Source organism: Paenibacillus doosanensis, assembly GCF_025060755.1.
GTDB classification, from domain to species: Bacteria; Bacillota; Bacilli; order Paenibacillales; family NBRC-103111; genus Paenibacillus_S; species Paenibacillus_S doosanensis.
The window spans coordinates 1-24,224 of record NZ_JANYUY010000002.1; the positions used below are offsets into that span (position 1 = coordinate 1).

Annotated in this window: 23 protein-coding genes and 1 tRNA gene; 7 read left to right on the forward strand and 17 right to left on the reverse strand. The window is 52.9% G+C overall.

Features of this window, described 5'->3' with window-relative positions:
• Window positions 1-204: 204 nt before the first annotated feature.
• From N0M98_RS02575 to N0M98_RS02600, 6 genes are all read right to left on the reverse strand, one after another.
• Entirely contained in the window at window positions 205-723 is a 519-nt protein-coding gene (locus N0M98_RS02575; protein ID WP_249866019.1) for a DinB family protein, read from the reverse strand.
• Window positions 724-765: 42 nt separating this feature from the next.
• Window positions 766-1,278 (reverse strand): acyl-CoA thioesterase, encoded by a 513-nt coding sequence (locus N0M98_RS02580; RefSeq protein ID WP_249866020.1) that lies wholly within the window; start codon window positions 1,276-1,278, stop codon window positions 766-768.
• Between the two features lie 28 nt (window positions 1,279-1,306).
• On the reverse strand, window positions 1,307-1,714 hold the full coding sequence (gene acpS, locus N0M98_RS02585; protein ID WP_249866021.1) for a holo-ACP synthase: 408 nt from the start codon (window positions 1,712-1,714) through the stop codon (window positions 1,307-1,309).
• A gap of 30 nt (window positions 1,715-1,744) precedes the next feature.
• Window positions 1,745-2,554: an NAD(+) synthase gene (nadE, locus tag N0M98_RS02590; protein WP_249866022.1), complete on the reverse strand. Its 810-nt coding sequence runs from the start codon at window positions 2,552-2,554 to the stop codon at window positions 1,745-1,747.
• Window positions 2,555-2,644: 90 nt separating this feature from the next.
• Entirely contained in the window at window positions 2,645-3,079 is a 435-nt protein-coding gene (locus N0M98_RS02595; RefSeq protein ID WP_249866023.1) for a BrxA/BrxB family bacilliredoxin, read from the reverse strand.
• 160 nt (window positions 3,080-3,239) lie between these two features.
• Window positions 3,240-3,677 (reverse strand): DUF3905 domain-containing protein, encoded by a 438-nt coding sequence (locus tag N0M98_RS02600; protein WP_249866024.1) that lies wholly within the window; start codon window positions 3,675-3,677, stop codon window positions 3,240-3,242.
• Window positions 3,678-4,071: 394 nt separating this feature from the next.
• On the opposite strand from N0M98_RS02600, the gene N0M98_RS02605 reads away from it, so the two are divergent.
• Window positions 4,072-5,331 carry a BaiN/RdsA family NAD(P)/FAD-dependent oxidoreductase gene (locus tag N0M98_RS02605; protein WP_249866025.1) on the forward strand — a complete coding sequence of 420 codons (1,260 nt, stop codon included), beginning with the start codon at window positions 4,072-4,074 and terminating at the stop codon, window positions 5,329-5,331.
• A gap of 131 nt (window positions 5,332-5,462) precedes the next feature.
• Here the strand turns inward: N0M98_RS02605 and N0M98_RS02610 are convergent, their stop codons facing one another.
• The 4 genes from N0M98_RS02610 to N0M98_RS02625 form a co-directional block, all read right to left on the reverse strand.
• On the reverse strand, window positions 5,463-7,034 hold the full coding sequence (locus N0M98_RS02610) for a glycoside hydrolase family 28 protein (RefSeq protein WP_249866026.1): 1,572 nt from the start codon (window positions 7,032-7,034) through the stop codon (window positions 5,463-5,465).
• 16 nt (window positions 7,035-7,050) lie between these two features.
• Window positions 7,051-7,707, reverse strand: a complete 657-nt coding sequence (locus N0M98_RS02615; RefSeq protein WP_259616994.1) for a hypothetical protein — start codon at window positions 7,705-7,707, stop codon at window positions 7,051-7,053.
• Window positions 7,708-7,949: 242 nt separating this feature from the next.
• Window positions 7,950-8,825 (reverse strand): cation diffusion facilitator family transporter, encoded by an 876-nt coding sequence (locus tag N0M98_RS02620; RefSeq protein ID WP_259616875.1) that lies wholly within the window; start codon window positions 8,823-8,825, stop codon window positions 7,950-7,952.
• A 248-nt stretch (window positions 8,826-9,073) separates the two neighbouring features.
• Window positions 9,074-9,496 (reverse strand): hypothetical protein, encoded by a 423-nt coding sequence (locus N0M98_RS02625; protein ID WP_249866028.1) that lies wholly within the window; start codon window positions 9,494-9,496, stop codon window positions 9,074-9,076.
• A gap of 167 nt (window positions 9,497-9,663) precedes the next feature.
• Here N0M98_RS02625 and N0M98_RS02630 point away from each other — a divergent pair, with 167 nt between their 5' ends.
• On the forward strand, window positions 9,664-10,035 hold the full coding sequence (locus tag N0M98_RS02630) for a DUF4870 domain-containing protein (RefSeq protein ID WP_375295437.1): 372 nt from the start codon (window positions 9,664-9,666) through the stop codon (window positions 10,033-10,035).
• A 96-nt stretch (window positions 10,036-10,131) separates the two neighbouring features.
• Here the strand turns inward: N0M98_RS02630 and N0M98_RS02635 are convergent, their stop codons facing one another.
• Both N0M98_RS02635 and N0M98_RS02640 read right to left on the reverse strand, forming a co-directional pair.
• Complete coding sequence (locus N0M98_RS02635) at window positions 10,132-10,647, reverse strand: NUDIX hydrolase (RefSeq protein ID WP_249866029.1); 516 nt, start codon at window positions 10,645-10,647, stop codon at window positions 10,132-10,134.
• A gap of 140 nt (window positions 10,648-10,787) precedes the next feature.
• Window positions 10,788-10,859 (reverse strand) — tRNA-Lys (locus N0M98_RS02640).
• A 347-nt stretch (window positions 10,860-11,206) separates the two neighbouring features.
• Between N0M98_RS02640 and N0M98_RS02645 the strand changes: the two genes are divergently transcribed.
• The gene (locus tag N0M98_RS02645; RefSeq protein WP_249866030.1) at window positions 11,207-12,175 is read left to right on the forward strand and encodes an aldolase catalytic domain-containing protein; all 969 of its coding nucleotides are present in this window, start codon (window positions 11,207-11,209) and stop codon (window positions 12,173-12,175) included.
• Window positions 12,176-12,233: 58 nt separating this feature from the next.
• On the opposite strand, the gene N0M98_RS02650 is transcribed toward N0M98_RS02645, so the two are convergent.
• Window positions 12,234-12,665, reverse strand: coding sequence for a C40 family peptidase (locus N0M98_RS02650; RefSeq protein WP_249866325.1), 432 nt, complete (start codon window positions 12,663-12,665; stop codon window positions 12,234-12,236).
• 457 nt (window positions 12,666-13,122) lie between these two features.
• Here N0M98_RS02650 and N0M98_RS02655 point away from each other — a divergent pair, with 457 nt between their 5' ends.
• The 3 genes from N0M98_RS02655 to N0M98_RS02665 all read left to right on the forward strand — a co-directional run bounded on the left by N0M98_RS02655 (window position 13,123) and on the right by N0M98_RS02665 (window position 16,022).
• Complete coding sequence (locus N0M98_RS02655) at window positions 13,123-13,530, forward strand: PepSY domain-containing protein (RefSeq protein WP_249866031.1); 408 nt, start codon at window positions 13,123-13,125, stop codon at window positions 13,528-13,530.
• 131 nt (window positions 13,531-13,661) lie between these two features.
• Entirely contained in the window at window positions 13,662-15,077 is a 1,416-nt protein-coding gene (locus N0M98_RS02660; RefSeq protein ID WP_310942999.1) for a HAMP domain-containing sensor histidine kinase, read from the forward strand.
• Window positions 15,078-15,203: 126 nt separating this feature from the next.
• Complete coding sequence (locus tag N0M98_RS02665; RefSeq protein WP_259616876.1) at window positions 15,204-16,022, forward strand: SPL family radical SAM protein; 819 nt, start codon at window positions 15,204-15,206, stop codon at window positions 16,020-16,022.
• Between the two features lie 134 nt (window positions 16,023-16,156).
• Here N0M98_RS02665 and N0M98_RS02670 read toward each other — a convergent pair whose 3' ends face one another.
• From N0M98_RS02670 to N0M98_RS02685, 4 genes are all read right to left on the reverse strand, one after another.
• Entirely contained in the window at window positions 16,157-17,029 is an 873-nt protein-coding gene (locus N0M98_RS02670) for a carbohydrate ABC transporter permease (protein ID WP_249866033.1), read from the reverse strand.
• A gap of 35 nt (window positions 17,030-17,064) precedes the next feature.
• Window positions 17,065-18,018: an ABC transporter permease gene (locus N0M98_RS02675; protein WP_249866034.1), complete on the reverse strand. Its 954-nt coding sequence runs from the start codon at window positions 18,016-18,018 to the stop codon at window positions 17,065-17,067.
• A 117-nt stretch (window positions 18,019-18,135) separates the two neighbouring features.
• A complete protein-coding gene (locus tag N0M98_RS02680; RefSeq protein WP_259616877.1) occupies window positions 18,136-19,671 on the reverse strand; it encodes an extracellular solute-binding protein in 1,536 nt (511 codons plus the stop codon).
• Window positions 19,672-20,171: 500 nt separating this feature from the next.
• Window positions 20,172-21,710: an extracellular solute-binding protein gene (locus N0M98_RS02685; protein ID WP_259616878.1), complete on the reverse strand. Its 1,539-nt coding sequence runs from the start codon at window positions 21,708-21,710 to the stop codon at window positions 20,172-20,174.
• Between the two features lie 193 nt (window positions 21,711-21,903).
• On the opposite strand from N0M98_RS02685, the gene N0M98_RS02690 reads away from it, so the two are divergent.
• Window positions 21,904-24,216, forward strand: coding sequence for a helix-turn-helix domain-containing protein (locus N0M98_RS02690; protein WP_259616879.1), 2,313 nt, complete (start codon window positions 21,904-21,906; stop codon window positions 24,214-24,216).
• The last annotated feature ends 8 nt before the right edge of the window (window positions 24,217-24,224 follow it).

The window sequence follows — 24,224 nt, forward strand, 5'->3', positions numbered from 1 at the left end:
TGTCCTCCTTGATTTGATGTTGCGGTTGGCAGACCGGCTATCATCTTATCATAAAGGTCAAGGGATTTTTACTCATAGCTATAAGCTTTCCTGAACCCCCAGTCGAACTGGGGGTTTTCTTAGACAAAAAGGAATCTTCCGCGGTTTTAGCCTACCGCATGAAGATTCCTTTTTTTCTTGCCGTCCTGACGGCTCCTGCATCTTTTACCCAAGGCCGTATCGTTCCTGAAGCACGCTGCGATGATGCAGCTCATGACCGGCAATAATACAAGCCAGCGCCCGCACGGACAGCACGCTGTTATTGGCCACGCCTTGCCGCGACCAGGCTTCCTCGGTCAAACCGCGAAGCAGCGTTAACGTCGCTTGGCGAACCGCCGTCAGATCTTCCAGAAGATCGGTCAAAGAACGCCGGTCGAAGAACGATTCGCGAACGAACGGTTCCTGGTCGTACCCAGCCAAAGTTCCCGTGTCTCCCCGGGCAATGCGGAGCAGGCGGTAAGCCATAATGCGCTCGTTATCGGAGATGTGGCCGATGACTTCCTTAATGCTCCATTTGTCCGATTCGTACCGATAGCCTGCCTGCTCCTCCGTGAGCGGCTGCAGCAGCGCCAATGTCGTCTGCAGTTGCTCCTTCAAAATATCGCTCAAGCCGCCCTCCGGCACCAAACGGATATAGGTGTCGTAATAAGGTGCGTACTCCCTGCTGTCAGGACGCTGCTTCATCTCTTATCCCCGCCTTTATCGTTATCGGTTGCACGCTGTGTTCTACTCCCAAGGAAACTTCGTCGTCAAATGGCCGGAAAATTGCAGGCTCTCTTCCCTGCGGTTTCTCCGCATTTCCGCGCGGCGAGTGGCCGTTTCGTTCAACCTGCGCTCCTCTTCGGTCTCGGGAACAACTCTCGGTACCGTAACAGGGCGCTTATTCTCGTCCAAGGCTACGAACGTCAGAAACGAAGTCGCCGCAATCGTTCTCTCCCCGCTCTTCAAGTCTTCGGTAATCACCTTCACGAACACTTCCATGGAGCTTTTGCCCGTCCATGTCACGAACGATTCCAAGCAGACGGAATCGGTGGGACGGATCGGCGACAGAAAGTCGACAGAGTCCGTGGACGCCGTGACGACGGATCTGCGGCAGTGCTTGGAGGCCGAGATGGAAGCGATATCATCGATATAAGCCATTAATTTGCCGCCGAATAACGTATTGTGATTGTTCACATCTGTCGGGAACACTCTCGACGTTTTATAAGTTCTCGATTCTTTCACGTACCGCTGTTCCATCGCAAAGTTCCCCCTATGTGCTAGTTCCCTACTTATTGCTTGGTTCGGCTCTTCGTTCGGCGATCGCATAAGCCATAGCCGCCGTGTCCGTATGAGTAATGCTGAGATGAATGACCGCAGCTCCCGCTTCCATGCCGAGCCGGAGCCAAGCTTCCTCCGACAGACGGCACAGCGGCTTGCCGGCATCGTCAGGCAGCACCTCTATGTCCTGCAGCGATACCAGCTTGCCAATGCCGCAGCCGAGCGCCTTGCTGACGGCCTCCTTGGCCGCGAACCGGCCGGCGACGAATTCGGCGAGGCGCCCTTTGCGGGCATCGGCCAAATCCCGTTCCGCCGGCGTCAGCACGCGTTCGATAAACCGTTGTCCGGAAGAGCCGTCCACTATGTTTTTTACCCGGCCAATGTCCAGGAGATCCGTTCCGATTCCGATGATCATGAGAAACGTCCTTTTCTTCAAAACGTAAATTTAAATGCCGGGGATCGGCGCGCGCTTGTGCTCCGTCTTCAAATACTGCTTCTCGAGCTTTTCCTTGGCGGCCGGATCGATTTCCTTGCCTTCCAGGTAAGCGCTGTTCGCTTCGTAAGTAATGCCGAGCTCGTTCTCGTCGGTCTGCCCTTCCCACAAGCCAGCGGTAGGAGCCTTATCGAGCACGCTTTGCGGAACGCCCAGCTTGGCGGCAAGCTGTCTTACTTGACGCTTGTTGAGCGAGCTCATCGGCGTAATATCGACGGCTCCGTCACCGTACTTCGTGTAGAAGCCGGTTATCGCCTCCGAGGCGTGGTCGGTGCCGACAACAAGCAGGTTCAGCTCGAACGCGAGCGCATACTGCATGACCATGCGCGTTCTGGCTTTCACATTGCCTTTGCCGCCGCGGCTCAAATGACGATGCTCGCCGATCGATTTCAATCCGTGCTCGGCCTCCAGCGCGATCTCGTTGACCGCTTCCTCGATGTTCGTTTCAATCCGGTATTTAAGCTGGAACGCTTCGGCTACGGCATAGCTGTCGGAAATATCGCTCTGCTCGCCGTAAGGCTGAAATACGCCTACCGTCTTGTACTCTTTGCCAGTTTCCTGAGTCAATTCATCCGTCGCACGGACGCATAGACCGGTGACGACCGCGCTGTCGATGCCTCCGCTGATCGCGATCAAAAGTCCTCTCGCTCCCGCGCCCAGTACGTATTGCTTCAGAAAATCGACCCGCTTGCGAATTTCTTCATCCACATGAATTTCCGGCTTCACGCCGAGCTTGGCGATAATATCCTGTTGCAGGCTCATCGTCTACATACACCTCTTCTACTCTCTTTTGACTATAGAAAACTCCCGATCGGCGCATAGATGCCGTCAGGAGCTTTAATGTACATAATATTACTTGCAGAACTCTTCGAAAGCGCCGACCAGGTCGCCTGCGATCATTTCCGCCGAGCGATCTTCGATCTGATGGCGTTGAATGAAATGGACGAGCTCGCCGTCTTTGAACAATGCGATGGAAGGCGAAGAAGGCGGATACGGCGCCAAGTACTCGCGGGCTTTGGCCGTCGCTTCCTTATCTTGGCCTGCGAAGACGGTGAACAGATGGTCCGGCTTTACTTCGTGCTGAAGCGCTTTGGCCACGCCCGGACGGCATTGTCCGGCGGCACAGCCGCACACGGAGTTAATAACGAGCAGCGCGGTGCCTTTAGCGCTTTCCAGCTTCTCGACGACCTCTTCCGGCGTACGCAGCTCCGTAATCCCGATGCGGGTCAAATCATCTCTCATCGGTTGAACCATATCTCTCATGTATGACTCAAATGACATGGACATGTACAATTCACTCCTTTTACCTACATAAGGATTTACAAACTTTCGTTTGTCTTATTATACATCGGCCGTCAAGGAAAGCAAAGCATCTGTTTACTCCCCGCGCCAAATAGGCCGTCTCACGCGTCAGAGCCATGAGACAGCCTAAGCATTGCCGATGCGGCTATTTACTGCCGGAAAAACCGTTCTCCGTGCCGCGCTCGTTCGCCGGTTCCTCGCCTTCATTATCGCTGTACGCCTGATAAGCGACGTTTTTGTCCGCGTGCATAAAGCCGCCGGTTTGAGGGACGATGCCCTTCTCGAAGTAATCCTTATTTTCGGGAGAATGAAAACCTACGTCTTTGAACGGATGCACCCATTCGTCTCCCGACATCACCGCCGGATCAACGTCTTCGGACCAATTTTCCAACGGAGACTGCTCCGATTCGTACTCATGATCGCCGATCACGACGCCATGGGAGTTCACGAACGGTTCTCGAGGCCCTCTCCCCTCCAAAAATTGAGGCAGAAAGTTAATTTCAAACGGATCGAGCTCGCTCTGCTCCTTGGCCTGCTTAGAAGTCTGACGCAGCGATTGACCGCCGCTTTCCTTACGCTCCATATGTCTCCCTCCTTCATGCGTTATCCGCTCCTGCGGCTTGAGCGCTCGAGGCTTCCGCCGCAGATAACCTTCTTCCGCCTGCCTATTCGTGTGATGCCGCAGCCCGTTCTATACGGAAGGACGGTTCGGGCCGTCCAGCTTTTTATCGTGCACAGCTTTTCCTGCGGATGTTTGTTTATTTTGAAGAGCCTGTTTTTCTTGTTCCTTGGAATTTTGCGTGTTAGCCATATTCGTTTGCCACTCCCTTCACCGTTATTATGCGTAGCCTAAGGAAAATCACTCAAAGCTTCAAAAATTGGCACGGCTTAATGTGTAAGAACCGCTCGGTTTGCATTAAGGAAGAAAAAGCGTACAATTATCGTATCTATTTATACCTTGAGGAGCTTCTACATTTATGTCATACGATGTCATTGTCATCGGAGGCGGTCCTTCCGGCCTTATGGCCTGTATAGCGGCGGCTTCCCATGGAGCCAAAGTGCTGCTCGTCGACAAAGGAGACAAGCTCGGGCGCAAGCTCGGCATTTCCGGGGGTGGACGCTGCAACGTTACCAATGCGAAAGAGCTGGACGAGCTGATCCGGCATATTCCCGGCAACGGGCGATTTCTGCACAGCGCCTTGGCGCAATTCAGCAATAAAGATATTGTCGCGTTCTTCGAAGGCTTGGGCATACGGCTGAAAGAAGAAGACCGGGGGCGGATGTTCCCCGTATCGGACAAAGCAAAGACGGTAGTCGACGCGCTGGTCGGCAAGGTGCGCGAACTCGGCGTCGACATCCGCGTCAACAGCCCTGTCCGCCGCGTGCTGTATCGTTCGGAGAGAGTCGCAGGCGTGGAACTGCAGGGCGGCAAGCGGATCGAAGCCGCGGGCGTCATTATCGCCGCCGGCGGCAAGTCGGTGCCGCATACCGGCTCTACAGGCGACGGCTACGCTTGGGCCGAGGAAGCGGGGCATACGATCACGGAGCTGTACCCGACGGAAGTGCCTATAACCTCCGGGGAGCCGTTCATCCGCAGCAAGGAGCTGCAAGGGCTGTCGCTGCGCGATATTACTCTGTCGGTATGGAATCCGAAGGGCAAGAAGCTGATCGAGCATGAGGGCGACATGATCTTCACCCATTTCGGCATATCCGGTCCCGCGGCGCTGCGCTGCAGCCAGTTTGTCGTGAAGGCTCTTAAGCAGTCCGGCGTATCCCGGATTCGGATGACGATCGACCTGTTCCCCGAACGGAGTGTCGATGAAGTGTATAACTACACGCTGTCCTTAGCCAAGGCCGATCCGAAGAAGCAAATCAAGAACGTGCTGAAGAGCGCAATTTCCGAACGGCTGCTCCCACTCGTACTGGACAAAGCCGGACTCTCCGGCGAGATTACGTACGATAATATTCCGAAGCAGCCGTGGATGGAGCTGGCCAAGCTGCTGAAGGCGTTCCCGGTAGATGTGAACGGCACGCTTTCGATAGAAGAAGCTTTTGTCACCGGCGGCGGCATCCACCTGAAACAAATCGACCCGAAGACAATGCAGTCGAAGCGGATGCCAGGCTTATTCTTCTGCGGCGAAATTCTCGACATTCACGGCTACACCGGCGGCTACAATATTACCGCAGCGTTTACGACCGGCTATACGGCCGGGAAAAGCGCGGCGGAAACCGTATAAAAGCGGTCGAAGAAGCACTGGCGACCCGCGCCTTGAGCCGCAAAACGATAATACTGCCGTCGGCATTGTTTAATAGAGAAAGGCCTTGATCCTCTACATCCGTAGAATATCAAGGCTTTCTTATGTTTATATTATCCCTGCTTCGGCATCCGATTCGCCGCTGCAAAATATTCCGGGCTCGTCCCGTCGGCGAAGCGAACCGCGGTCTTCGCCTGCGCGAAGTCGTTGCCTGCCACGAATAATTCCTCGGCGTCAACGTTCTCCAGCGAGAGGAACGCCTCCGTGCCGCGCTCGGCTTTGCAGCCTTCTACGGATATGCCGGACACGCTCTTCAGCGCGACGGCATTCTCCCCTTCCTTGGCGGCACGGCCGCGGAAGCCGCGCAGCGACAGCCGCTCGATATGCTCGCCGTACATAGCATTGGACCAGTTCGTATTCGGTTCTCCCTGCCATACGACCTCCACATCGTCCAGCGACACGTTTTTGGCATGACGGCAAAATACCGCCGGGACATGATGCGGGAACACGCCTCGAGCAGACGGCTGCGTATCGAACAGTCCGCCGGGATAGCCGCTTTTGACCCGCATGGCGAGCTTCAGGCCGCGGACGGAAATATTTTCGATCACGCTGTCCTCGGAGCCTTCCAAGTAAACCCCGCCTTCAGCCTCCACCGAAATATGATCGAAGCGGATGTTGCGGATGATGCCGGGAGCCTGCGCCGAATCTTTGCGCCGCTCCGCCGTAATGAAGATCGGCTCGCCTTTCCCCCACCAGCGCAGCTCTCTGCTCGTCTCCTCGGCATCGCTGAACAGCCGCGTCTCGATAATAATATTCGAGAACAAAATATTTTCAACCGTGGCGCCGTCCCGCACCCACAGGCCGAGACCGCGGTTGGAGTTGCGGATGACGCAGTTGGATACGACGATATTGCGGATGTCCGCGTGCGTTTCCGTTCCGATCTTCACCGCCGAGTCATGCGTCACCAGCGTGCAGTTCGTTACGGTAATATTTTCGCAGGAGCCGTAGCGCTCGGCGCCGGTTTTCGTCGTTTTGACCACGATGCAGTCATCGCCGGTTTCAATGTGGCAATCCGAAATATGGACGTCCTTGCAGCAATCCGGATCGATCCCGTCGTTGTTCGGCCCGCGCTGCTGCCCCAATATTTTGATTCCGTGAATGTTGACGCGGCTGCAACCCGTCATATGAAGCCCCCAAGACGAAGCCCGGTATAGCGTCACATCGCGGAACAGCACGTCCGTGCAGCCCTCGAAGTCGATCAGCTTCGGACGGAAGCCGCCGAGCGGCAGCAGCACATAGTCGCTTACGCCATCCTCCGGTTCGAGAAAATGTTCCCCTCTGCCGTCGATTGTTCCCGGCCCGGTAATCGACACCCGTTCGGCATGCCGGGCGCAAATCAGCGCATTCTTCCCTTGGCCTTCGCTGTAAAACAGCTGCTCACTTCCCGACGACTGCGGGGCTGCGAAGTCTTGTTCTTCCATGCTGCTGACGATCCGCGCAGCCGCCTCGAGATGCAGGTTCACATTCGATTGGATCAGCAGCGTGCCGGACAAGTATTGTCCCTGCGGCACGACGACGGTGCCTCCTCCTTGACGATGGCAATCGTCGATCGCCGCTTGAATGGCGGCCGTGTCTTTTACTCTCCCGTCTCCTACTGCTCCGTAATCGCGTACGTTCACTCTCATATCGATTCTATCTCCTTTATATGCGCTCATTATGTTCATCCCCGCAGTACATCGCAAAAATCGGCTCTATATGCTTGAAATACAGATGCCCGTCCTCCCATGCCTGGAAGTGCAGATCCATTCGCGAATCGTTCCAGTTTTCCGGCGTGCCGTTAGTCGCCAGTTTCCGCGGAAGCACCGGCTCTTCGACAACCTTCGGAAACTCCTGATAGCCGAACAGCAGGTTTTCGTGCATCGCAATAATCTCGTACTTATCCCCGAGAAAAGCCCGTTCCTCCTGCAGCTGATAATGATAATAGATGTAGCTGGCCATCATCTCGGGTTTCAGATGAGCTACGCGCCCCGCCCTGCGCTCGACGGGCTGCTTGCGAATCCAGTGCTCATAACTCGCCGGCTCGTTGAAATGAAACACGTCGATCATCGGAATCCACTGCCGCACGGCGGCCTGGCCTGGCCAATCTTCAAGCATAGGCGCAGCCGTTTCGAACAGCTCGTCCGGATGAATATCCCGATCTATGCATTCATAGTAGGCAAACACATGCTGCTGCCAGCGGAAGCCCGCAATCGTCATGATACCGCCCTCATCCACCCATCGGCGCGCAACCGGAGAGCCCGCCAGCTGCCGCAGCGCCGCTTCTTCCTGTCCTTCTCTCATTTGCGCGCGATAAATCATTCTTTTCACCGTTCATCGGCCCCATTCGTCTTCGTCGTTATTCGTCCCTGCTTTATTGATACTACGTTTGGTTCTTTCCTTCAAGAGGACTTTTATGCAGAAGCCGCTTCGGGAGGTTATCTTTTTTTGCTCTATTGTTCTTATTTTGCAAACAAAAGAAAGCCGCAAGCTTCTTCGCGAAGCCTGCAGCTTGGTCCTTCGAATCGCCGTACGGCGCAAGCCGTCCCGACCCGATATCTCTTTTAACGATTAACGGCATACGGCTCCACATGAACATGCACATTATCGATGTGATGTTTGGTATGCATACGTCTTTCGATTTCGTCGCTAATATGATGGCTCTGCTCAACGCTGAGCTCCGCGCTGACTTCCACGACGACATCCAACAGCACGCTGCTGCCGTGAATGCGGGCGCGAATATCTTTAATCCGCTTGACGCCCGGAGTGTCTCCCACCGTCTGCCGGAATACCATCAGCTTCTCCTCATCGAAACCGTCGGTGAGCGCATGAGTCGCTTCGGCAAAAATATCCCATGCCGTCTTGCAAATAACGATGCCTACGGCGAACGCGGCAACCGCGTCCAGAATCGGAAACCCGAGGCGCGATCCGATGATGCCGATTGCCGCGCCAATACTCACCAAGGCGTCCGAACGATTATCGTAGGCGGCGGCCATCAGCGATTGGTTATTAATTTTGCGAGCCAGCCGGCTGTTGTATAAGTACACGCCCCACATGCAGGCGGCGCAGATTAGAGCGACCCAAGCGGCCAGCATATCCGGCGCCTGCCCGTCGTCATGAAGCAAACCTTTCCCCGCTTGCACGAGCACCTGAAGACCCGCCGCGAACATAATGAAAGAAGCGACCATGGATGCGATCGTTTCCGCTCGCATATGACCGTACGGGTGGTCCTGATCGGGCGGCTTGCGCGAAATTCGGAGCCCTATCAATACGGCAAGCGATACGATAATATCGGTCGTATTGTTGATTCCGTCCGCCGTCAACGCCTCCGAAGAGGTGATATATCCCATGCCGATTTTGAAAACAGATAAAATCACGTAAGCGGCAATGCTGACCCATGCGCCTCTTTCGCCCTGTTTTAAATTATCGTACGTGTCCACCCTAGCTCTCCCCCAACTCCATGCTACCATACATGCTTGATTTTAAACCGAACCTCATCATAACAAACGAAACTTGTGTGGGTCTAGAGAAACAGTTTTTTCCCGGCAACGAAAAATAGGGGAGCTGCAACTTTGTTTTCCGGGGCAAATCTTTTTCACCGGGGGAATCAAAGCGCAGAAAAAAGAAACAGCGGCCCGCATGCTACGGAACACCGCTGCTTCCTGGTCTGCCTGGCTACGGGACGTCTTCACAGCCTGACGCCGGCATCAAAATAGTTATAATCGTCGTCGGAAGGATCGAACACCTCGGCTCCGTTGCCGGAGTCCGATTCGCCCGCTCCCAGACTTTGGGACATACCGATTTCATCCTTTGCGTCCAAATCTTCGTTCACCAGATGAGCGGGAATCGGGATATAATCCGTTTCATTATAGGCCGCCGCATAAGCGTCGCTCTCCGCTAAGGCCCCGTATGTATCCTTCAACAGCCCTCCATGCGCCTGCGCGATTTCGAGCGCCGAGGTCAAATCATTCCTCTCTACATGAATGTGCAGCGTCGGGTGCTGCATTTCGTTATGCCATCCTGTCCGGTAACCGAGCTCCTCCAGCGTTTCTCTGGCAAGGGCAGCGGACTGTTCGTTTTCGAATTCGAAAAAAATCGGTACGCCTGTCAAAATATATCATTCCTTTCGTCAAGAACCTTCTTATAACTAGATTGCCCTTGACGACGCCAGATTATTCCTTCCCCCCGCTGCCAAAGCAGACATACGCGGGTCAAGCGCCGCATAAATTGGTTACAAGTCAAGAACCGCCGCTATTTTTCAAGAAAGGGGTGAATCCCGTGTCTTATCATAACGATGAGCAAGACCCTTCCTTCTCTCCGGGAAAGGATGCGCTGACGGCGGAGCCGGCCGACATTCAACAAAATAAATGGATCGCCGCCGCCGCATATATTCTCTTCTTTCTGCCCTTGCTGGCCGCAAGACAATCCCGCTTCGCTATGTATCACGGCAATCAAGGGCTGGTGCTCCTGCTGCTGAACATCGTCTGCAACATCGTGCTTGGATGGATTCCGTTCATCGGCTTGTTTCTTGTGCCGCTGGCCAATCTCGCCACGCTGGTACTCGCCGTCATCGGCATCGTCCAGGCTACCGGCGGGCAGCTGAAGCCGCTGCCGATCATCGGTACGATTTCCATCCTGAAAGTGCCTTAGTATGCCGTATGCGGCACGTCGGCAAGCCGGAGCTAACTGAACCTGTCAGAAGCTCCGGCTCCGCACGCGCCCATCTGTCTTATGGCCGCGCAAAAGTTATTTCGCCCCCGCCGCAGCATTCCGGGCAGATTCCTCCTGCAGCGGCATCGTCAAGCAAGCCTGCAGTTTGCCTTCCTTGAATATGCAGCGATACTCGCTTGGCTCCGCTCCTGCCAGCATCGGAGGCAGAAAATGCCGGACATGCCCGGCGATTCCCTGATTGTCCGGCTGAACGACCCAATCGACCGCCTTCCAAGCAAGAATGCCTTCTTCCGACTCTGCCGGTGAAGCAAACGCATCCTTATATTCCTCCGGCAAGTCCGCTGTATACACATACATTCCCCCGGCAAACCGGCCATCGGTCTCCCAAGTCACGATCCCGCCGAACCGGGCTGACCGCAGCCCTATGCCCGTTTCCTCCCAAGCCTCTCGGATCACACTGTCGTAGGGAGTCTCTCCGGGTTCCAGCTTGCCCCCTACGCCATTCCACATCCCCTTGAGCGGAGCATGATGCCGATTGATCATCAGCACCCGGTCCTCTTTTCGAATAAAGCATAAATTATAGTTTAACATGACGCAATCTTCTCCCCCTGATCACCGTTTTTATAAATTCATGTACACTCATGATAACAAATTGCGGATTTTCAAAAAAACATTAAAAAAGCCCCGTTCCAGCGGAACGGAGCTTCGTTAGTTGCACAAATTCGTCAGTATAGGCCCGGTGGGGGTCGAACCCACAACCTACCGGTTAAGAGCCGGTTGCTCTGCCATTGAGCTACGGACCTGCGAACAAGCATCATTATAGCATAAGCTCATATCGAGATCAACTCATTGTTTGCTGCCCTCGCCATCCTCCTTTTTCTGCTGCAATACGCTGACATGCTGGCGAACAAGCTCAGAGGAATGAAAGCAGCGAAATTTTAACATATTATGTTTGTCAATCGGAATTTGTTTTGGTATGATGATTGACAAAGTACTTAATGATGTGTAATGATAGGGTTAGTGAAAATTACTTTACCGCTTAAAAGCCATAAAGCTTAAAAGCTGCAAAGTGCAATCGGACAACGTAACGCCCGCTGTACGCTTTCTTTGCCGGGCTGCACGCCGCACAATGGGAAAAGGAGCAACGATTATGACAAGAAATACAAATCACAAAATTTTGGATTGCACGATTCGTGACGGAGGTCTCGTCAACAACTGGGATTTTAGCGTTAAAATGGTACAAGACATGTATGCGGGCTTGAGCGAAGCCGGCGTGGAATATATGGAAATCGGTTATAAAAACTCAGCCAAGCTTTTGAAGGGTGCCGATGCGGGCCCGTGGCGTTTTTTGAACGAAGATTTTTTGAAGGAAGTCATTCATACCAAAACCGACACGAAGCTGTCCGCTCTCGTAGATATCGGCCGTGTGGACGAGAACGACATTTTGCCGCGCGAGCAAAGCCAGCTTGACCTGATCCGTGTAGCGACCTACATCAAGGATGTAGACAAAGCGCTGGAGCTTGTCCGCAAGTTCAATAGCTACGGCTACGAAACAAGCGTCAACATTATGGCGCTGTCCCATGTTATGGAAAACGAGCTGACCGAAGCTTTCGAGGAGATCAACAAATCTCCGGTCGACGTCGTCTACATCGTTGACTCCTACGGCAGCATGGATTACAGCGACATCGATTATTTGGCTGCGAAATTCCAGCGCTTGCTTCCTGAAAAGAAGCTTGGCTTGCATATGCATAACAATATGCAGTTGGCCTTCTCCAATACGATCATGGGCGCTAGCAAAGGTGTCGAATTTCTCGACGCATCCGTATTCGGCATGGGCCGCGCGGCCGGCAACTGCCCTACTGAGCTGCTCGTAAGCCATTTGAAAAACCCTAGATATGAAGTGCGTCCTGTTCTCGACCTGATCGAGAAGCATATGATTCCTATGCGCGAGAAAGTGGAATGGGGCTACATCGTTCCTTACATGATCGCAGGCGTGTTGAACGAGCATCCTCGTGCGGCTATGGCGCTTCGCGCAAGCAGCGATAAAGATAAATACGTTGAATTTTACGACAAGCTGACTTCCCCGGAAGCGATGCCTACCAATCATCATTCCGACTAATCCCGGAAGTACAAAAAAGACGGTTGCCCTTGCGGCGCATCCGTCTTTTTTTTGAATGTTACTTGATAACCCGGCGAGCCGTTTGATAGTGGTTGTTCCACCAGCCCGAATTCAGATTGGAAATCTTGACTCCGCCTTCGCCGTACGTATGCAAAATTTTGCCGTTGCCGATATAAATCGCCACGTGATGCACCGGGGAGTAGAAGAATACCAGATCTCCCGCTTTCAAGTTTTTACGCGCAACGAAGGTGCCGGCTTTCGACTGTTCTTTCGAAGTGCGCGGCAGCGAAATGCCGATCTTCTTGTACACATATTGAGTGAAAGAAGAGCAATCGAACGATTTCGTGCTGCCCGCCGTAGCGCCATATTTGTATGGAACTCCTAAATACTTTTTCCCGATCGAGATGACGCTTTGCGCTTTGGATGATGCCGTTGCCGATGCGGCCTCTACGGAATGCGTAGGCAGTACGGCCGCGGTAGTTGCGAACATGGTAAGGCTAAGGCCGATACACAGCAACGATTTGCTGAGATTTTTTTTCATGGATGTCATGACTTATTCCCCCTGGATCGTGTTATTAGGCGTATCACCTGTAACTACCATATCACATCAAAAAATGGGGTTATTTACTAGAAACCTCGCAAAACCTTGCCGCTCTTGGCCCGAAACGCTATTATGAGAAATCCATGAGAATTTTTTAAAGAAATCTTTCTTGACAAAGAAAGGGGTTTCGCTTTCATTGGCTTCCTGCTTTTCCACAGCTCTGCTCTTGACTTATCCGTTCATCATTGCCCGCTAATGCCTGATTTCCCCCCGCAAACGTAAGCTCTCAAACCGGAATCCTGTTTTTTCCTTGGCCAAATTGCCGTTTTCCCCGTTTGCTCCCAAATTTTGTGGATATGCTAAAACTAGCAAGATAAACAATTCCATGAAGCAGGAGGCATTCAAGATGAAACATCTCGCATGGTTAGCCGCTTTTATTCTGCTGGTCGTCGAAGGGGTTATGATCGGCCCTATTCAAACGTCGGCCCAATCCGCGGCAAACGGTTTGGCGGCTTCGGCTTGGCAGCAAACCCCGGAAGCGGACGAGCTGAGCGCATATGAAGAAGAGCAGGCGGAGCTGCAAAAGCAGGCCAAAATCTCCAAGGATCAAAGCATCGCGATCGCCAAGCAAAAGGTTGCGGGCACCGTGCAGGAAGTCGAGCTTGACACCGAGGACGGCACGGTTATTTACAACGTCGTGATCGAGGACAACAAGGATCAGGTCATGGAAGTCAAGGTCGATGCCGCAACCGGAAATATTATTACCGTGGAAGCGTCCGACGACGAGATCGAAGCGGCCGAGGATATGGAATAATCGCCAAGCGCCGCTGCCGCAGGCCTTTCCAGCCTTCTGTCGCATAGGACAGAGGGCTCTTCTTTCTGCAGCGGAACTCGGATGCACAATTAAGCCCTTCGCTCGTGCGGGGGCCAGCCGTGGTGGTGAATATGCGCATGAAGCTAGTCCGGTTTCGCTGGGCCCAGCTGCCGATTCTGTGGAGATTGACGCTCTGGTCGTCTCTTCTGCTGTGCTGCCTTTTTATCGCCTATACGGTGGTACAGTACATCGTGATCAACCAATGGATGATGAGCCAGGAAGAGAAAGCAATCCGCAAAAATATGGATGAAATCATCGGTTATTTTCAAGAAAAAAACGCCGCCGGCACGGAGCAGATTCAAGCCGGTTCCAGCTTTTTGCGCAAAATTATTCAAACGAACCAGCTCATTCGGGTATTGGACGGCGACGGAACGATTGTGGTCAGCTTGTCGAATAAATTGCCGGAGGATTGGGTCGTTCCCTTTCCCGTCAAGCAGCCGCAGCTCACGAGCATTTGGCATGTGGAGAATCATCTGCTCATTATGCGCCAGCCTCTATCGACCCAGGGCTTCTCCGGAAGCGTGGAAATCGCCAATAATCTGGAGCATTTCGATATGCTGAACAATATGATCCTGCTCGTAATGGTAGCCGGCGGTTTCGGAGCCGTACTGCTCAGCGGGATCGGCGGCATGCTGATTGCCAGGCAGCTGCTGAAGCCGGTGCAATCGGTGACGGAAACGATGCGCAGAATAAAGCAAAAGGGGATTCACGAGCGAGTCGCCTCGCCCAACAATCATGATGAAATATCGATGCTGGCCAAGCTGTTCAACGACATGATGGACCAGGTAGAGACCTCGTTTCAGAAGCAAAAGCAGTTCGTGGAGGATGCTTCTCATGAGCTTAGAACGCCGATTGCGATTATCGAAGGCCATCTGTCGCTCCTGGACCGTTGGGGCAAGAACGATCCCGCTCTGGTCGACGAATCGCTGACGGCGTCTCTTCAGGAGCTTCAGCGGTTAAAAGGGATCGTCAGAGAGCTGCTGGAGCTGACCCGAGCGGATTCGCAGCATCAGGCGGGTCAAACGGAGCAAGTGAAGCTCGCCAAAAAAGTATTGCACACGGTGAAAAATGTATCCGTTCTTCACCCGCAATTTACGTTTCATTCCGACCTGCATGCCCTCTCCGGGGCTGTTATCCGCATCGCTCCCCAGCATCTGGAGCAAATACTGCTCATCCTGCTGGATAATGCCGTAAAATATTCGCGGGACCGGCGCGAGATCCGGATCACCGGGGCTCTGCGGGACCGGATGGTCTGTCTCGACATCGCCGATTACGGCATCGGCATTCCCGAAGCCGATCTGCCTTATGTATTCGACCGCTTCTATCGGGTGGACAAAGCCCGAAGCCGGGAAAGAGGCGGGACCGGGCTGGGGCTGGCCATTTGCAAGAAGCTCGTGGAGCGCTATGGCGGCGAAATCGGCCTCACGAGCAAGGAAAACGCTGGCACTCGCGTCACCCTCCGTTTCCCGGCCGAGCCCTCGCCGTAAAACAAGCCTCATTCCTAAGCGATTGCGACGCGCGGCGCTTCCCCTCCTCCCTCTCATCTATGGTACTATTAGTTTAAGTTCTTACTATTCGGCATCGTATGTGGCCGACAGGAGGTGAATGACGGGATGCAGCCGAACCTTACCCGCAAAACGCCCAAGCAGCTGCTCAATCCGGCCAGCGGCTATTTGACCGGGTACAGTCACACATTGAATCCGTATGCAGGCTGTGCCTTCGCCTGCTCGTACTGCTATGTCCGCGAGATGCCCGTAGCCAAGTTCCGGCGGGAGCCGTGGGGCTCGTGGATCGACGTCAAGGAGGGCGCCGCTGCCATCCTGCTCAAGGAACTGGCGAAAGCGAAGCGCAAAGGGCCGGTGACAATCTTCATGTCGTCGAGCACCGACCCGTATCAGCCGGCCGAGCACCGCGAGCGGCTTACCCGCTCCCTGCTGGAGGCGATGACTGACGAGCCGCCGGATTTCGTGCTCGTACAGACGCGCAGCCCGCTGGTGACGCGGGATATCGACCTGCTGCAGCAGCTCGGCGGGCGCGTCCGCGTCAGTATGACCGTCGAGACCGACCTTGAGCCGGTCCGCCGGGCGTTCACTCCGGCCGCTCCGCCGATAGCGGCGCGCCTCTCGGCCTTGAAGCGGCTAGCCGCCGCAGGGATCGACGCGCAGGCGGCGGTCTCGCCGGTGCTGCCCTCCTCGGAGCGGTTCGCCGAACGGCTGGCCGAAGCCGTCGGCCGCGTATGCATCGACGACTTCTTCATGGGCGACGGCAGCGGCGGCAAGCGCACCGAGCGGCTCGGCATCCGCCGCATCTACGAGGAGCTGGAGCTAACCGATTGGTACGACCGGACGGCTTACCTGGAGGTGCTCTCCGCATTGTACGGCGTCTTCGGCGAAGAGCGCGTCTATGTGAGCCAGGCCGGATTTTTGCCCTGACGGTAAGATGGGACGGCGTGCGAATCGTTTGTCCCAGGCTGATAACGCAATAAACGCCTCTGCAAGGCTGCCGGCACGGCGCCGGCTTACAGGGGCGTTTTTCGTCTTCACTTTTTTCCATTGCAGCGCGGGCATTATCCTTTCACGGAACCGACCAACGCGCCTTTGGCGAAATATTTTTGCAGGAAAGGATACACGATGAGAATCGGGAGGGTCGACACCACGATAACGGCCATCTTGATCGTCTGCTCGGGCGGCTTGATGAAATCGCTGTTCGTATCCGCAGCCATACCGCTCGCCGCGATAACGATTTGCCGCAGCAATACCTGAACCGGCCATTTCGACGCATCGTTAATATACATAATGGCGCTGAAGTAGGAATTCCAATAGTTTACCGCGTAGAACAAGGAAATCGTCGCCAAGGAAGGCAGAGACAGCGGCAACACGATTTTGAACAAAATCCCGAAATCGCCGCAGCCGTCGATCTTCGCGGATTCCTCCAGCCCGTCCGGAAGCCCCTGGAAGAAGCTGCGCAGAATGATCAGGTTGAACGCGCTGATCGCGCTCGGCAAAATCATCGCGAAATAGCTGTCCACCAGGCCCATGCTTTTCACTACGAGGAAGGAAGGAATTAAACCGCCGCTGAACAGCATGGTGAATACGATCATCAGATTCACCGTCTTGCGTCCGTCGAGATCCCGTCTTGTCAGCCCGTAAGCCATCAGCGACGTCAAAAACATACTGATCAGCGTGCCGCCGACCGTCACCCCTATGGATACCGCCAACGCTTTAAACAACGTTCCCGTCGACAAAATGTATTCGTACGCATTCAAAGTAAATACCGTCGGAATCAGGACGAACGGCTTGCGCGCCATCTCTTCGGCCGTCGTGAACGATCCCATGACCACGTGAAGGAACGGCAGCAGCATCAGCAGCGCTACGATAGTCAGAAGCAAAATATTGAAAAAATCGAATATACGGCTGGCGATTGTTTTATCTTGAACCATGTTTGGATGCCTCCTTTGAAGTAAATGGCTTGGGCCTAGTAGATGCCTTCCTCGCCGAATTTCTTGGCCAGCCAGTTGGAGAACAACACCAGGATCAGGCCGATGACCGATTTGAACAAACCTACGGCTGTACTAAAGCTGAACTGCCCTTGTTTCAAACCTGCCGTGTAGACGAATGTATCGAGAATTTCCGCCACGTTTTTGTTCATGGAGTTAAGCAGCAAATAAATATGCTCGAAGCTGGTATCCAGCACGCTGCCCACCTTCAGGATCAGCAGAACGATGACGACGCTGCGGATGCTTGGCAGTGTAATATGCCAGATTTGCCGGAAACGCCCGGCTCCGTCCATCCGCGCCGCTTCGTACAAGCCCGGATCGATAGCAGCCATGGCCGCCAAGTAAACGATCGTTCCCCAGCCCGCTTCCCGCCAAATTACTTGCAGAACGTAAATCGGATTGAACCATTCCTCACTCATAAGGAAGTTGACCGGCTGTCCGCCGAAAAATGTAATCAGTTCGTTAATAAGCCCGCCGTCCATCGTCAAAAGCACGAAGGAGATGGATACGACGATAACCCAGGACAAAAAGTGAGGAACGTACACGATCGTCTGTACGACGCGTTTGAAATACGAGTTCGTCACCTCGTTGAGCATAAGCGACAGTACAATCGGCACCGGAAAATAAAACACGATATTGACGAGAAACACGACCAGCGTGTTTTTGAATATGTTCCAAAACTCCGAATCGGTAAACAGTCTTTGGAAATGCTCCAGCCCTACCCATTCGCTGCCCATGATCCCTTTGTACGGCTGGTAATCTTGAAACGAGATGATAAGCCCGAACATCGGAACGTATTTGAATATAAGGAAATACAGAAATCCCGGTAAAATCATCAAGTAAATATAACGGTTGCGGACAACCCGTTTCAAAAGACTGCTTTTGGGCTTGGGCACTATTACTGCGGAAGACTGTGCAGCCGTATTATTCATCACGTTCATTCCTTTCTATCGTTAAACAATCCTAAGATGCGAACCGATATCGGATAAGACAAGGCTGCCGATCTGCTCAGCAGCCTTTGCCCTTGAATCACCTCTTATGGAGACCGCTTATTTGCCGCCGTTGCTTTTATATTGCTCGTTAAATTCGTCGATGATTTTTTGTCCGCCGTCATTTTGCCATTTCTTCACGGCAGCTTGATATCCCGCTTCGTCAATCTTGCCCATAATGAATTGATACGTAGCGTCTTTAATTTGATCCTGCAGTCTTGCGCCCTTCTCGTTGTACGTTTTGGAGTCGAGGGAAACCGACGGATCGGTCACCATGAATTTCACTGCCGCATTGGATAAATTGTTCGCTTTCTCGGCAACCGGCAGCGTGTAGAAGGAAGGCGTTACGTTAGTCGTTTCGTATAGAGCCATGTTCAGGTACGGTCTGACTTCCTTCTCAACCAGCTTGCTGTCTGTCGAAGGCAGCACCTTGCCGTCTTTCTTCGTGTAATGCTCGCCTTCTACGCCGTATTTCAGCAGATCGGCGATTTCCGGAGAGTAGAACTTATCCATCACGTTCAAAATCGCTTTCAGGTCTTTCTCCGTCTTCACGGAAGATTTAGGGAACAGAACGACGGTGCCGTAGCCGGAAAGACCCCAAGTCACGTTTTTGCCGCTGCCGTCTTTAATATCGTTAAGCACATCGTATTTCGCTTCCGGCAAGTTCTTTTCCGTCTTTTCCTGCATCGTTTTGACATCGCCCATCGTACCGATGTAAACACCCGCTCTGCCTGTATACATCAGGTTTTGCTGGTCCGTTTTGCTCGTAACCGGGAAGTCCTGGTTGATCAAGCCTTCGTCGCGCAGCTTCTTGTAAAATTTAAGCGTATCCATATATCCGTTGGTCATGAAGTCCGGTATTAGCTTGCCGTCTTGAACGCCCCAGCCGTTCGGCGTGCCGAAATACATCGAAATCGTTTTGAAGGAGCCGTATATCAAGTCGTTGCGGTCTGCAAGCGGAATCGTTTTATTGCCGCCGGCCAAGTCAGCTTCTTTAAATTTCTTCAGCATGTTGTAAATATCGTCCACTGTCTGCGGAGCCGGGATGCCGAGCTTGTCCGCCCAGTCCTTGCGGTAGATCAGACCGGAACGGGCCGGCTGTCTTTCCTGATACAACGTATAAATTTTGCCGCCGACTTCCGTGTTTTTCAGTACATTTTGATCCAAGCCCTTCAGGTTCGGGTAGTCTTTCAAATAAGGCCCGATTTCCCAGAACTGCCCGTTCTTGATGGCATCCCGCATTAAGACGAAGGACGCCTGATTTTTCAAATAAACGACTTGAGGCAGCGAGCCCGTTGCGAAGGCGGCTTGGAACTTCTCATCGTAAGAGCCGTCCGGAACCCATTGAATCTCAAGCTCGGAGTTCGTTTTTTGCTCCAATATTTTCTCGATTTTATCCGACGGCACCTCTGTGGTCTGCAAATCGGCCATAATCGTAATTTTCACCGGCTGTTGACTGGTCTCGGCGGAATCTGCCGCAGCGCCGCCCGTATCCGTCGCTTTGCTGCCGCTGCTGCATCCGGCCATCACGGAACCGGCAAGAGCGAGTGTGCAAATAGCGCTGATCCATTTCAAATCTTTTGAAGATTTTCTCATTTTCTCTTCCTCCCAATTTCATAACTGTATTCATAAAAGGAACTTGCTCTGCTTCTAGTAGCTGTGTCTTTCATCTGTCGAGTACTAATGTACCCGCTCAGAAAGATTTCGTACATTATCCCTGACTCACATCTTAGAAACCCAGTAATGACGCGGGTTTGAGCATTTCCTATATGCAGAAATTAACCTGCTGAAGCGCCTGCACACCGCTTTTGTAACGGCGCTGAACGCCCTGATCGGGCTTATGGATAGCTCCGGCAATCGGACCAAAAGAACAAATCCCCCAAAAGCCATCCATGCCGCCGACGCGGCACCACAGACAATGGAAATGGGGTACCAAGAGTAATTTCCAGGGTAGTGACGTGATGCTCTGAAGCTTATTCCAATTACTTTCGGGGGAGCCCCCGGATATCCACAGGAAATGGCTGCGCATCATTTCCTAAACAACGAAAAAACCGCCAAGCGATTCTTAGCGGTTGTGCTATCGGATTATGCATTTATTACGGAGAAGCCGAGCGGCTTTTGCTGTACGCTTCTTCGTACTCTTTGACGATTTGGGAGCCGCCCTTATTTTTCCAGGACTCGATTTCGCTGCGGAAGCCCGCGGCATCGATTTTGCCCAAAATATAATTATAGGTCGCATTGGTCATAATCGAGGCCAATTCCGTACCGTGGGCATCAAAAGTCAGTGAGGACAACCCTACGGTCGGATCGTGAATCAGCATGCCCTCATTATCCGCAACAAGCCGGTTCACCTGCTGCAGGATCGGCTCCTGCCCTTGCTCGCTCTGCTTGAATAGATTGGGATTGCTTATATTTGCGATCATAAGAGACAGCAGCGGACGGACTTCCGCATTCATGCGCTGAAACATATCGGCAGGAACCGCCACTTCCCCGTTCTGAAGCACATAATGTTTGCCTTCCTGCCCGTACAGCATCAGATTGCTAACGTCTTTATTCATTGATTTATCAAAAAATGTCAATATCGCCTTCAACTCTTCTTGCGTTTTGATCGCCTTCTTGGAGAAAAGAAACAGCCCGCTGTAATCGGGAATCGACCATACTCCGTAGCCCTTCGGCCCCTGAATGCGGTTGACGAGCGTCAAATCGGCGGCGGCGTTCACCTGCTTCATTTCCTCCAGCATCCGAGGGGCGTCGGACAGACTGCCGACATAGACTCCCGCCTTGCCGCTGATCAGCATGTAACGCTGCAGCTGCTTGCTGGCTACGGGAAAATCTTTGTTCATAATATTCTCGTTGTACAGCTTTTTCATAAAATTCATCGTGTCCATATATTCCGGCGTCTCGAAGTCGGGAATAAACGCGCCGTTCGACAGCAGCCAATTGTTCGGCGTGCCGAAATAGGAGCTTAGCGTCTTGAATGCGCCGTAGACCAGATCATTGCGGTCAGTCAAGCCGATCGTATCCTGTTTGCCGTTACCGTCCGGATCGTTCAGAGTAAACGCTTTGATAACCTGATACAGCTCGTCGATCGTCTCCGGCGCCTTCATATTTAGCCGCTCAAGCCAATCTTTGCGGATCAGGATGCCCTGCCGGGAGGCCGGGCGTTCATTGTACAAACCGTAATATTTGCCGTCCAGCTTCGTTTCGTCCAGCGTATGTTTGCTTAGCGTTTTCAAATTCGGGTAATAGTCCAAGTAAGGGCCGATGTCCCAGAACATGCCGGAACGGATAGCGTTTTTTACCAAATTGTAGTCAATTTGCCTTACATAGGTAACCTGCTTTAATGTATTCGTTTCCAGCGCATTCATCATTTTATTCGTATAAATATCGTCGGGAATCCACTGTACGTTCAATACGGCCCCGGTTTTGGCGTTCAGTTCGTTCATAAGCTCGTCCGAAGGAGGTTGAGGCTGAAACAACGGCACCATCATACTGATCGGCGTCGGCGCTTCCTCCGGCTTCGCATCGTCCGTCCGGGCATCCCGTTTTCCATAAGAACAAGAGCTCAGGATCAGGATAGCCGCGGCGGTAAGCGCAATCAACCGGACCCGTCGCACGTCATAACTGCGTTTCATCTGCATTCCTCCTTCCTTCTGCTTTCCCCTTCATTCTAACATGACATTGTACACGAAAAAAGTCGAAAAAAACTGGCTTATCGTGACGAAAGTTTGTTATATTTGTCATGAATGCGATTGATCTAACAACTTTGAACTTGATACAATGAAGTGACGAGCTTCTGCAGACCAGCGCCTAAGGGAGGGGATACCGATGAGAAAATACAGCTTTTTGACCAAAATGACGCTTTTCGGCTGTATTTTGTGTACGCTTCCCGTGATCTTTATAGGCTTTTTCTCCTATATGAAATTTTCCAAGGAAATTCAGAAGCAGGTCAACTCGGAGCAGCTGCAAATATTGACTCAAATGAACTCCAACGTCGAGCAGACGCTGCAGACGGTGAATCACGCTCTGGATCAGCTGAACAATTCGACCGTCATGTCCGAGGTGCTGCGACGGCCTTTTACCGAACAAGATTTCATTTTATATAAAGATTTGCGCAAGGAAATCAGCAATACCCAGTCATTTTACACGAATCTGGAAGATGTCGTCATCGTCAATCTGAAGCAGAACTGGATGCTGAAAAATTCCGGCTTTTACCGCTTGGACGAATATCTTCATCATTCGCAAATTTCTAACCAGATGATGCTCCCGAACGCCACGTCGTGGGTTTTGAATCCAAGCTTGTGGTTTTACAGCGAGGAGAAAGCCAATGCCAGCACCTGCCCCTATACGATCAGTCTCGTTCAGAAGCTCCCTACCCAGGATTTGGACAAGTACGGGCTCGCCATCGCCAACATCTCTTCATGCAATATGCCCGGCATTCTCGATTATACGCCGCGGGAGTCGGAAACCGTGATGATTTTGGACGATCAGGACCGGGTCATCTACCATAATGATCCTTCCATGATCGGCAGATACGCTATCAATACGGGTTTTATTAAAAATCCGGCCATATTCGACAAGCCCTCCGACCAGTTCCAGACGGAAGTGGACGGAAAGAAATATACGGCCACTTATTTGCGTTCTTCCTACAACAATTGGATTTATATGTCGATCATTTCGATCGACAGCCTAACCAAGGAATCGGTTAAAATCCGCAATTCGACCATCCTTGTCAGCATCATTATTGTGCTGCTGTTCATGACTGTCGCCTGGATCTCATCCAGACGGATGTACACGCCGATCCGCCGGATGATCAAGCAAATTCCCGTCAAGGATGATAGCTTCGGCGGGGCCCGGCAGAACGAATTCGATCTGATCGGCAGCATCATGCAGGACTTGTCGTTATCCAAAAGCAGGCTGGAACAGGAGACCCACCGCCATTTCCAGCAAGCGCGCGACTTCTTCCTCATGAAGCTCTTCCAGGGAACGATGCGGCGCAAGGACTTGACGGAGAAAACGGAGCAGCTCGGCTTCAGCGACAAACTGGACGGCTGGAAGGTCATGTCGGTCATTACCGTGCAAATCGATACGCTCGAAGACACGTCTTACGAAAAGGACGATCTGGACCTGCTGCTCTTCGCCATCAGCAATATCGCCGAAGAAACGATTCCTGCCGGCTTCCGTCTGCCTCCGGTATCGATCGATCAGACGCTCGTCATTCTGGTCGGTCAAGAGGAGCGGCATTCGGAGGAATATACCCGCTGGATCTACTCGCTTACGGAATCTTTGCAGCAGATGATTCAGAACATTTTGAAGCTGAAGATCAGCATCGGCATCAGCCTGCCGTTCAACGACTTGAAGCATACGTCCATCGCTTACCGCGAAGGGCTGGAGGCGCTCAAGCATCGCATTCATCTGGGCGTCGGCGTCATTATCCATTACGCCAATATGAACGCGGGCAAGCATCAGCTCAATCTGGATTATCCGTGGCTGACGGAGAGCGAGATGTTCGACGCCATCCGGCTGGCCGACGAAGCGAAGGCGGTCGAGTCGTTCGAGCATTTGATGCAGACGATTTTCAAGCATGAAATGTCGCCGCAGGAATATCAGGTGCCTATGATGAGGCTGCTTAACAATCTGCTCATTATGATCCAGGAGGCCGGCATTCGCCTCAATCAGCTTAATCCGGGCGGCGAGTCGTACTATGAGGAGCTGAACAAGCTTCATCTTGGCAAAGAGATCGAGGAATGGTTCCTTTCCCGGCTGATCCTGCCTCTGCTGCAAATTTTCCGCGAGCGGCTCGACTCGCAGTATCAGAGCATTTCCGAGACGGTGCTCGACCGCATTCACAAGGAGTTCGACACCGAGCTGACCATCGAGCAATGCGCGGCGGATTTGCATTATAACGCCAATTATTTAAGCAGCGTGTTCCGCAAGGAAACCGGCCAAACGTTCAGCGATTATTTGACCTCCTTCCGCATGACGATGGCTAAAAAATGGCTGATCGAGACGGATATGCCGATCAAAGATATCGCTCAGCGGCTGCAGTATCAGCCGCAAAACTTCAACCGCTTTTTCCGCAAGCATGTCAGCATGACTCCGGGCCAGTACCGCGAGAGCTTCCGGAAAAATCAATCCTGACCGGCGGC

Excerpts from the sequence above, each read along its gene's own strand:
- N0M98_RS02575 (WP_249866019.1), bottom strand. The coding sequence starts at position 723 with ATGAAGCAGCGTCCTGACAGCAGGGAGTACGCACCTTATTACGACACC.
- N0M98_RS02580 (WP_249866020.1), bottom strand. The coding sequence starts at position 1,278 with ATGGAACAGCGGTACGTGAAAGAATCGAGAACTTATAAAACGTCGAGA.
- acpS (WP_249866021.1), bottom strand. The coding sequence starts at position 1,714 with ATGATCATCGGAATCGGAACGGATCTCCTGGACATTGGCCGGGTAAAA.
- nadE (WP_249866022.1), bottom strand. The coding sequence starts at position 2,554 with ATGAGCCTGCAACAGGATATTATCGCCAAGCTCGGCGTGAAGCCGGAA.
- N0M98_RS02595 (WP_249866023.1), bottom strand. The coding sequence starts at position 3,079 with ATGTCCATGTCATTTGAGTCATACATGAGAGATATGGTTCAACCGATG.
- N0M98_RS02600 (WP_249866024.1), bottom strand. The coding sequence starts at position 3,677 with ATGGAGCGTAAGGAAAGCGGCGGTCAATCGCTGCGTCAGACTTCTAAG.
- N0M98_RS02605 (WP_249866025.1), top strand. The coding sequence starts at position 4,072 with ATGTCATACGATGTCATTGTCATCGGAGGCGGTCCTTCCGGCCTTATG.
- N0M98_RS02610 (WP_249866026.1), bottom strand. The coding sequence starts at position 7,034 with ATGAGAGTGAACGTACGCGATTACGGAGCAGTAGGAGACGGGAGAGTA.
- N0M98_RS02615 (WP_259616994.1), bottom strand. The coding sequence starts at position 7,707 with ATGATTTATCGCGCGCAAATGAGAGAAGGACAGGAAGAAGCGGCGCTG.
- N0M98_RS02635 (WP_249866029.1), bottom strand. The coding sequence starts at position 10,647 with ATGTTAAACTATAATTTATGCTTTATTCGAAAAGAGGACCGGGTGCTG.
- N0M98_RS02645 (WP_249866030.1), top strand. The coding sequence starts at position 11,207 with ATGACAAGAAATACAAATCACAAAATTTTGGATTGCACGATTCGTGAC.
- N0M98_RS02650 (WP_249866325.1), bottom strand. The coding sequence starts at position 12,665 with ATGTTCGCAACTACCGCGGCCGTACTGCCTACGCATTCCGTAGAGGCC.
- N0M98_RS02655 (WP_249866031.1), top strand. The coding sequence starts at position 13,123 with ATGAAACATCTCGCATGGTTAGCCGCTTTTATTCTGCTGGTCGTCGAA.
- N0M98_RS02660 (WP_310942999.1), top strand. The coding sequence starts at position 13,662 with ATGCGCATGAAGCTAGTCCGGTTTCGCTGGGCCCAGCTGCCGATTCTG.
- N0M98_RS02665 (WP_259616876.1), top strand. The coding sequence starts at position 15,204 with ATGCAGCCGAACCTTACCCGCAAAACGCCCAAGCAGCTGCTCAATCCG.
- N0M98_RS02670 (WP_249866033.1), bottom strand. The coding sequence starts at position 17,029 with ATGGTTCAAGATAAAACAATCGCCAGCCGTATATTCGATTTTTTCAAT.
- N0M98_RS02675 (WP_249866034.1), bottom strand. The coding sequence starts at position 18,018 with ATGAATAATACGGCTGCACAGTCTTCCGCAGTAATAGTGCCCAAGCCC.
- N0M98_RS02680 (WP_259616877.1), bottom strand. The coding sequence starts at position 19,671 with ATGAGAAAATCTTCAAAAGATTTGAAATGGATCAGCGCTATTTGCACA.
- N0M98_RS02685 (WP_259616878.1), bottom strand. The coding sequence starts at position 21,710 with ATGAAACGCAGTTATGACGTGCGACGGGTCCGGTTGATTGCGCTTACC.
- N0M98_RS02690 (WP_259616879.1), top strand. The coding sequence starts at position 21,904 with ATGAGAAAATACAGCTTTTTGACCAAAATGACGCTTTTCGGCTGTATT.